Annotated in this window: 10 protein-coding genes; 5 read left to right on the top strand and 5 right to left on the bottom strand. The window is 62.0% G+C overall.

The genetic code is table 11. The features are described 5' to 3' along the window. The coding region (locus tag JWR14_RS29490) for a hypothetical protein (protein WP_299716244.1) at positions 1 to 206 on the top strand (206 nt) is incomplete at its 5' end. A 322-nt stretch (positions 207 to 528) separates the two neighbouring features. On the opposite strand, the gene JWR14_RS29485 is transcribed toward JWR14_RS29490, so the two are convergent. Beyond that, a complete protein-coding gene (locus JWR14_RS29485; RefSeq protein WP_299716250.1) occupies positions 529 to 798 on the bottom strand; it encodes an acyl-CoA-binding protein in 270 nt (89 codons plus the stop codon). 205 nt (positions 799 to 1003) lie between these two features. Between JWR14_RS29485 and tsaB the strand changes: the two genes are divergently transcribed. From tsaB to JWR14_RS29465, 4 genes are read left to right on the top strand one after another with little or no spacing between them, the layout of a single operon-like run. Further along, positions 1004 to 1888 (top strand): tRNA (adenosine(37)-N6)-threonylcarbamoyltransferase complex dimerization subunit type 1 TsaB, encoded by an 885-nt coding sequence (gene tsaB / locus JWR14_RS29480; RefSeq protein WP_299716240.1) that lies wholly within the window; start codon positions 1004 to 1006, stop codon positions 1886 to 1888. After that, entirely contained in the window at positions 1885 to 2379 is a 495-nt protein-coding gene (rimI, locus tag JWR14_RS29475; RefSeq protein WP_299716237.1) for a ribosomal protein S18-alanine N-acetyltransferase, read from the top strand. Before tsaB ends, rimI begins: the two co-directional genes overlap by 4 nt. Continuing rightward, positions 2366 to 3382: a uracil-DNA glycosylase family protein gene (locus tag JWR14_RS29470; RefSeq protein ID WP_299716234.1), complete on the top strand. Its 1017-nt coding sequence runs from the start codon at positions 2366 to 2368 to the stop codon at positions 3380 to 3382. Before rimI ends, JWR14_RS29470 begins: the two co-directional genes overlap by 14 nt. Continuing rightward, positions 3379 to 4341 (top strand): DUF1853 family protein, encoded by a 963-nt coding sequence (locus JWR14_RS29465; RefSeq protein ID WP_299716231.1) that lies wholly within the window; start codon positions 3379 to 3381, stop codon positions 4339 to 4341. Before JWR14_RS29470 ends, JWR14_RS29465 begins: the two co-directional genes overlap by 4 nt. A 48-nt stretch (positions 4342 to 4389) precedes the next feature. On the opposite strand, the gene thiD is transcribed toward JWR14_RS29465, so the two are convergent. The 4 genes from thiD to lplT all read right to left on the bottom strand — a co-directional run bounded on the left by thiD (position 4390) and on the right by lplT (position 8092). Continuing rightward, entirely contained in the window at positions 4390 to 5196 is an 807-nt protein-coding gene (gene thiD / locus JWR14_RS29460) for a bifunctional hydroxymethylpyrimidine kinase/phosphomethylpyrimidine kinase (protein WP_299716228.1), read from the bottom strand. 16 nt (positions 5197 to 5212) lie between these two features. Further along, positions 5213 to 5839: a thiamine phosphate synthase gene (gene thiE, locus JWR14_RS29455; protein WP_299716225.1), complete on the bottom strand. Its 627-nt coding sequence runs from the start codon at positions 5837 to 5839 to the stop codon at positions 5213 to 5215. Further along, positions 5839 to 6681 (bottom strand): hydroxyethylthiazole kinase, encoded by an 843-nt coding sequence (thiM, locus tag JWR14_RS29450; RefSeq protein WP_366144615.1) that lies wholly within the window; start codon positions 6679 to 6681, stop codon positions 5839 to 5841. Before thiM ends, thiE begins: the two co-directional genes overlap by 1 nt. 103 nt (positions 6682 to 6784) lie before the next feature. Further along, on the bottom strand, positions 6785 to 8092 hold the full coding sequence (lplT, locus tag JWR14_RS29445) for a lysophospholipid transporter LplT (protein ID WP_299716222.1): 1308 nt from the start codon (positions 8090 to 8092) through the stop codon (positions 6785 to 6787). Between the last annotated feature and the right edge of the window lie 361 nt (positions 8093 to 8453).

Below are 8453 nucleotides of genomic sequence, written 5' to 3'. Positions count from 1 at the left end.
TCCTTGAAACGGGGAATAAGGCGTGTGGCGCCAATCGGCATACCCAAGTCGTCAGATTCAGCGAGCAAAGAAGCAGCGAGCAAATCGAAAAACGGGGGCAGCTCGCAACAATAAAGGCGAGCTTTTCGTTAGAAGCTGTATCGGATTCGACAGGCCGAGGCGGCTTTGTCGTCAGCCTGATGCATGATCGGCCGAGAAAGGCCTAGCAGGGAGGGGACAGTTTCTAAACTGGATTGGAGCAAAACGCTACGAGGCGCCGCGCTGCGTGCGATGAATCAATTAAAATCATCAATTCACCCGGTCACAGTGAAGCGCAGGCAAGAGTATAGCGGCAATTGTTGCGCTGCGCCAGATTTTAAGACAGTTTGATTCAACTTACAATTTGACGCGGGCGGGGACTTTCGCCTGCACCCGCATCCGCATCGATTGCGCCTGCATCATGATAAAGCGCTGCGAGGCACTTGGGCGCCAGCCGGTCGGGGCCGCCCGGCGGTGGTCTGGCTTGTTTTTACCGGGTTTTACCGGTTTTTACGCCGAGGCGCCGCTTTTCAGCGATTCCACCAGCCCGATATATTGCTGCTTTGCGGTGTCCTGCGGCGTGCCCGCAAGCGCGGTCCACGCGTCGTATTTGTATTTGCCGGCGATATCGGTGAAACCCGGCTTGTCGCCTTGCACATCGCCCACGCTTGCTTGCTTGTAGAGCGCGTAGAGGCGCAGCAGCGTCAAGTTGCCTGGACGTTCGGCCAATTCCTTGACGTCCGCCTGGGCAAGCGCAAATTGCGCGTCGAGTTCGTTGATTCCGCTCATTCGGTTCTCCGGACATGCTGGTTGAGGACCGGCGATCATAGCAAGCTGGTTGCGCGAGGTTGTCGAGGGTTTCTTCCAGAATTCCCGGACGAGGGGCCTGAGCTTCCACGGGCGGGCATTGTCCGTATGGGGCCGATCGCCTCTCGGCTCACGGGTTACCGCAGTTCACGTTACATCACGCATTACAATAGCGGCCATGACACGCACCGTTTTGCTCGCCCTCGATACCTCGACCGAATTCTGCTCAGTCGCGCTGCTGATCGCCGACCCGACGGCCGTCGCCGGGTCCGATGCCGCACCAACAGCCTATGAAAGCGCCCCTCATTACTCCGCGGGTGAAGTTCACGTCTGGTTCAGTCATGAATTGACGGGACCGGTTTCCAGCACGCGCTTGCTGCCCGCGATCCGCGAGTTGTTCGATACCGCCGGCTTGAAGCTTCAGGATTGCACTGCGATCGCGTTCGGCGCCGGGCCGGGCTCATTTACCGGTTTGCGCACGGCAACCGGTGTCGCCCAGGGGCTGGCGTTCGGGCTGAGCGTGCCGGTGGTGCCGATCGGTACCTTGCTCGCGTGCGCGGAGTTCGCGCGCTTGCACGAACCTTCGGCGACGCGCGTGCTCGCGGCGCTCGACGCCCGCATGAACGAGGCGTACTGGGCGGATTTCCTCTGGGACCCGGCGGCGGGAGCGGCGGGTGAGTGGACCACGGTCCAGACGGCATCGCTTGATCTGCCCGAGGCAATTGTCCGCCCGGACGAGCCGTTCACGCTGGCGGGCAATGCGGCGGCGGCTTTCGGCGAACGCTTGCCCATGCCGGCTGCCCCGGCGTGCCGTATCGATTTCGATGCTCTGCCGCACGCGTTACCCGTGGCGCTCGCCGGGTTACGCGCGCTGCGTGCCGGCCGGACGGTCGCGCCGGATCAGGCCGCGCCGGAGTACGTACGTAACAAGGTCGCGCAGACCACCGCCGAGCGGATGGACGCGCGTGCCGCCAAAGTTGCTGCCGCCGCTGCTGCAGAAGAGCAAGCCAATCAAGCCGACCCCGCCGCCCCGATCGTTCACACGACGGAGCCTCAACGGTGAGCGGCGTGTTGATGGCGGATCGTTATCTGTCGTCGATGACGGAAGCCGATCTCGATGAGGTCGCCGCCATCGAGAAGCTCGCATACGAATTTCCCTGGACCCGTGGCAATTTCCAGGATTCACTGCGCAACGGCTATTTCGGCGTGTGCCTGCGCCATGTCACCGGGACTTTGCTGGGGTATTGCGTGCTTATGCCGGTCGTCGATGAAATGCATTTGCTGAACCTGTGCGTAGCGCCCCAGGCACAACACGCCGGCGCCGGGCTCACGTTGTTGCGCGAAGCGGTGCGCATCTCGCGGCATCAGAAACTCGAGGGCGTGCTGCTGGAAGTACGGCCGTCGAATCCGCGCGCTATCCAGCTATACGAGCGCTTTGGTTTCGCCACCATCGGGCGGCGCAAAAACTATTACCCCGCGCGGCACCGGTCGCGCGAGGATGCACTCGTCATGCGTCTGACGTTTTCAAAGGAGGCCGTGGATGGCGCTGCATAAGTCGATGCTGGAAGAGTTCGGGCTGGGAACGGTCTGGGTGAGGCGGGGGGCAGGGTCGGCATCGACATCGGCTGAAGCGTCCACGTCGGTGCCTGCTCAGTCCGCAGATTCCACGGCGATTGCGCCCGATCGTAAAGCCGCCGTTGAGGGGCATCGGTCGGCTCTGCCCATGCCAATCGAAGAGGCCCACACGCCGGCGGCCCGGAAAGCTGATCCAGTCGATACGCTGACGGCGCTCGATGCCGCTCTCTCCGCTGCACAAGCGAGCCAGGGCAATGCGCAGCAAGCGCCGTCTGCAAAGATCGATTCGCCCCGGGTCGATGCCGCCGAGCCGCCAGTCTTCGATGACCTGCCCTGGCTCGACGATGTGCCTCCGCAAGCGCTCGCCGCATCTGAAACTATCGATGACACGGCCGCCGATATCGCGACCCTCGACTGGGACGCGCTGGCCGCTCGCGTCTCCGTGTGTGAACGCTGCCGCTTGTGCGAGCGTCGCACGAACTCGGTGTTCGGCGTGGGTGACCGGGAAGCGGACTGGATGCTGATCGGTGAAGCGCCGGGTGAGAACGAGGACAAGCTGGGCGAACCGTTTGTCGGCCAGGCGGGCAAGTTGCTCGACAGCATGCTGCACGCGGTGGCGTTATCGCGTGAAGACAACGTGTTCATTGCAAACGTCATCAAGTGCCGCCCGCCCGGCAACCGCAATCCTGAACTCGATGAAGTCGCGCGCTGCGAGCCCTATCTGAAGCGGCAGGTCGAACTCGTTAAACCCAAGCTGATTGTTGCGCTCGGGCGGTTTGCCGCGCAGAGCCTGCTCAAGACGGAAGCGAGCATTGCCTCGCTGCGGGGCCGGGTGCACGACTATCAGGGTGTGCCGGTGATCGTTACGTATCACCCTGCCTACCTGCTGCGCAGTCTCCCCGATAAAGCCAAGGCGTGGGCCGATCTGTGTCTCGCCCAGGCTACTTACCGCAAGTCGCTGCAGGCGGCAGACGGCCAGTGACGGCTGCCGACGAGATCACGCCATTCCACGACCCCGCCGTAAGGGATCTCGCGTGGCTGCTGTTCTCGCCGCACTTGCTGAGCACTTCGCGCGCGGGCGCGCCGCTCGCTCATCCCGACGCATCGGAGAGTGAGCGCGAAACCACGTTGGCCTGGCTCGCAGCGCTTGATCGCGACCCCGCCGCCCTTCATGCGCAGGTTCACAAACCGTCGCTGACGCGGCTCGGCTTCTACGCCGAAGCGTTGCTCGAATACTTCCTGACGTATGGCCCGCACGCGCGGCTGATCGCGGCAAACATCCCATTGCGCACAGCAGGACTTACGCTCGGCGAGGTCGATTTCCTGCTGGAGAACGTGCGCGGCGAGCGGCTGCACTGGGAACTCGCGGTGAAGTTTTATCTGCACGTCGGCGAGGGTGAGGGCGCCGATACGTTGGCTCATTACGTCGGGCCGAATCTGCAGGATCGGTTCGACCTGAAGCACGCGCGGCTTTTGAATCATCAACTTGGTTTGAGTGCACGCGATGAGTTTGCATCGCTCGGTTTCGACGGTCCGTGGCGCGCCGAGCTGTTCGTCAAAGGGCGCTTGTTTTATCGCGATGGCGATCCTGGCTTGGCATTGAATACACCGCCCGAGCTTGCTGGTGATCATCTGCGAGGGTGGTGGAAGACGGCGTCGGAATGGCAGGATTCGAAAGCGGGTGGGCTTTTCGCTTCGTTGCCGAGGTTGGGATGGATGGCAGAACGAACGTTATCGGCGCAAGAGGGTGAGGCGCTGGTTGAACAGACGGGAGTGTTGTCCGAACGTGTTGCATCAACGCTGTCGTCGCCGATCATGGTTGCGCGTTACGAACGTTCCGAACGTTCCGATAGCGCGACCGGCGATGTATGGCGCGAGCATTCGCGCGGTTTCATCGTGCCCGATGAATGGCCGGAGCGTGCCGTTGACTTTGCGGGTTAAGCGCGCTTCCTGACCCCGCCGCCGAGCTCGCGCTTGGCAAAGCGACGCTCACCACCATCTGAAAAAATGATGCACCGGGCCAACTCCATGCCCGACGTCCAGCCGTGCGCTCTGTTCGATCGCGCCGGTCAGATAGAGCTTGGCATCGGCGGTGGCGGCAGCAAGTGAATCGCGTTGGGGCAGCAGCGCCGCAATCGACGACGACAACGTGCACCCCGTCCCATGCGTGTTCTTCACCGGCACACGCGGTCCGCCAAGCCGCAGCGATCCGCTTTCCTCGATCAGCCAGTCGGGGCTATCGGCGGAACTCAGATGGCCGCCCTTCATCAACACGGCCCGCGCGCCCAATGCTCGCAGCGCTTCGCCCTGGCGCACCATCGCGTCTTCATCTTCGGCTGATGCCACGTTCAGTAACGCAGCCGCTTCCGGCAAGTTCGGCGTGACCAGCGTCGCGAGCGGCAGCAGTTCATCGCGCAACGCAGCCACGGCATCCGGCGCGAGCAAAGCGTGATGGCTCTTGGAAATCATCACGGTATCAAGCACCACATGCACGGGCCGATACCGGCGCAACGCCGCCGCTACCGCGCGCACGACGTCGGCATTGGCGAGCATGCCGATCTTCACGGCATCGATGCGGATATCGTCGAAAACGGCGTCAAGCTGAGCGGTGACAAACGATGCGTCGGGAGTATGGATGGCCGTCACGCCGCGCGTGTTCTGCGCGGTGAGGGCGGTAATGACGGACAAACCGTAAGCGCCGAGCGCCGAGAATGCCTTGAGGTCGGCCTGGATGCCCGCGCCGCCGCCGGAATCGGAACCGGCAATGGTGAGCACATTGGGGATTGAATGGGTCATGAGGTTTTCGGGGGACTCAGAAGGATGCCAGCAATCGTTGCGCGGCCAGGCGTGGGTCGTCAGCGGTGCAGATCGCCGATACCACCGCGATACCGCCCGGTCGCGCGCGTTTGACATCGGCGGCGTTGTGCAACTGGATGCCGCCGATAGCCACCGTCGGATGAACAGAACGCGCACACAGCGCGGCGAGGCCGTCGACACCGCATGCCGCCGATGCGTCCGGCTTGGTCGGGGTATCGAATACCGGTCCCACGCCGACGTAATCGATCATGGCGCCCAGCGTGTTGGCGTGATCGACCTGCTGAGCGTTAGACACCGACAGCCCGATCAGCGCCTGCGCTCCAAGCAACTTCCTGGCGACATCCGGCGGCAAGTCGTTCTGGCCGATATGCACGCCATCGGCGCCGGCCGCGAGCGCAACATCCACATGGTCATTGATGATGAGCGGTACGCCATAGTGGCGCGTCAGCGGCAGCAGGTCGAGGGCAAGCTCAAGCCACGCGCGTTTATGCCACTCGGGGGCGCGTAATTGCACGATCGTGACGCTGCCGTCGAGCGCTGCCCGCGTGACGGCGAGCGCACGTGCATGCCCGCCGCATTGGACCGGATCGAGGACGAGATATAACGAAAGATCAAGGTTCATCACGCGCCGTGCGCGACGTCGCGAGATACGAGCGTGGCGGCGAACAGGTTTGCATCGAGCGATGCCAGACGGTCGAGATACGCGACCGCAAAACTGCCGGGCAATGCAGCGTCGCGCGATGCCAGTTCGCCCGCGATGCTCGAATAGGCGATAGCGGCGACAGTTGCGGCCCAACGCTCATCGTTATCGGCAACACCCACAAACGCCGCGACCGTCGCTGACAACGCACAGCCTACGCCGGTCACGCGCGTCATCAACGGCGATCCATTCGATAACGCGAGCGTCCGGCGGCCGTCAGTAACGAAATCGGTCTGACCCGTGACGGCGACAACGGCACCTGTATTCAGCGCGAGAAGTTGGGCTGCGTCGAGCGCGGCTTCGGCAAGAGCGGTGCTGTCGACGCCGCGTGCGCTTGATTCACCGCCCGACAAGCTGATGATTTCCGAAGCGTTGCCGCGAACCACGCTCGGATGTGCATCGAGCAGATCGAACGCGAATGCTGTGCGGAAACTGAGCGGGCCGACTGCCACGGGATCAAGCACCCACGGTTTATGTGCGCGATTGGCGGCCTCGACGGCGGCGCGGATCGCCTTGCTTTGCGGCAAGTCGAGCGTACCGAGATTCACCGATACCGCGTTGGCCAGCGGCACGAATTCGCCCACTTCTTCGCGGGCAATGACCATGGCGGGCGCGGCGCCCAGCGCAAGCAGCACGTTCGCCGTGAAGTTCGTGACAACGAGATTCGTCAGGCAGTGGACGAGCGGCGCGCGTTCGCGCACGCGCACGGCGAACGAAAAGAGATCGGCGGCGAGCATGGCAGGGTGTAAAGAAAATGGTGACAAGCGGGATTATCGCGCGCCGGGCGGTGGAGTGCCCGGCTAGGTTTCAGACTTTGGTTTGGCGATGAGCACGCGAGACGCCAGGGCCGCCGTTCAAAGCCACCGCTCAATGACGCGATTCGCCGATCAGCGCGACCGAATCGAAGGCCCGCTGATTCGCCTGATGCCGGCGCATGACAAAGTACATCATCAGGCAGACGAAGGTGCCGAACAGCACGATCACGAATTGAATCGGTACGTCGAGCCAGACAAGGACGGCGTACAGGCACAACATCACGAGCACCGAGAGGTTTTCGTTGAAATTCTGCACCGCGATTGAGTGACCCGCCGACAACAGCACGTGGCCGCGGTGCTGCAGCAGCGCATTCATTGGCACCACGAAAAAGCCCGACAAGCCGCCAACGATCATCAGGAAGATATACGCAACGATCAGGTAACCCGGAACGTGCATGCGGCCGAAATAGATGCCCCAGTGCACGGGAAACAAATGCTTCGAATAGAACGCGAGCAGCATCACCGCAACGCCCATCATGATGCCGACCGGCAGCACCGAAAGCGACTTTTTCAGCGGCACGCGGGCGGCCGCAAGAATGGCGCCGACCGCGACGCCGACCGCGATGATCGCCTGCAAAATGGCGGCCTCGGACAACGACATGCCGAGCGACACTTCCGCCCATTTGAGCACGATGAACTGCAACGTCGCGCCCGCGCCCCAGAACAGCGTGGTCACGGCGAGCGAGATCTGGCCCAGCTTGTCGTGCCAGAGCGCGTTGAAACAATCGGCGAAATCGGTGATCAGTTTGAGCGGACGATGTTCCTGCTTCGGATAACGCGCGCCGGTGTCGGGAATCCGCAGATTGAAAAGCGCCGCGATAATGTACATGAGCACGATCACGAGCATCGCTGCTTCAGCAGGCGTCTCGACCTTCGGGATGTGCAACTGGAGAATGTGCGAGGCAATGTGCGGACTGATCAACGCACCACCCATGACAGTGCCGAGGATGATCGAACCTACCGTGGTGCCCTCGATCCAGCCGTTCGCCGCGACCAGACGGTCGGCGGGCAACAGCTCGGTGAGAATGCCGTATTTCGCGGGCGAATACGCCGCGGCGCCGAATCCGACAATGCCGTAGGCGAGCAACGGATGCGCACCGACCAGCATGGTCAGGCAGCCGACGACCTTGATGGAGTTGGTGACGAACATCACGTGGCCCTTTGGTCTCGAGTCTGCGAAGGCACCTACGAAAGCAGCCAGAACAACGTATGACAGCACAAAAAACAGCTTGAGCAGCGGTGTCATCCAGTTCGGGGCGTGAAGATCTTTCAGCAGTGCGATCGCAGCGATCAGAAGGGCGTTGTCGGCCAGCGACGAGAAAAACTGCGCGGCCATGATGGTGTAAAAACCTTTTTTCATCTGATCCGATGCTAGTCCGCACTGCGGGTAATCCGCCCCGTTTGCACACGGCGCGCTCGTCGCTCGCGTCCGGCTTTGCGCTCAGGCTCCCGTTCAGGCAATTTCTGTTCGAAATGGGTTGTGTGCACGGCTTTATAACACGAAAATAGGCGCATTCTGACTAGCAGTAACCTGCATGACAATCCACTGACGCTCATCTGACATTCATGCCGGAATATCCGCAGGGCCAAGGTGGTCATAAAGCATTGATTCGAAACAGCTGTTTTTTCGAATTTCTGCTCATGTGCGCTGTCCTTGGCTTATGGATCGGCAAAAGATCTGTCCATATCTCGCGTGGGCCGGCCGCCAGCCGCTGAGCAAT

Source organism: Caballeronia sp. (assembly GCF_028292365.1).
In the GTDB taxonomy this organism is placed as follows: Bacteria; Pseudomonadota; Gammaproteobacteria; order Burkholderiales; family Burkholderiaceae; genus Caballeronia.
Note: the sequence above shows the minus strand (reverse complement) of the source record. Positions and strands in the feature narration are given on the sequence as shown.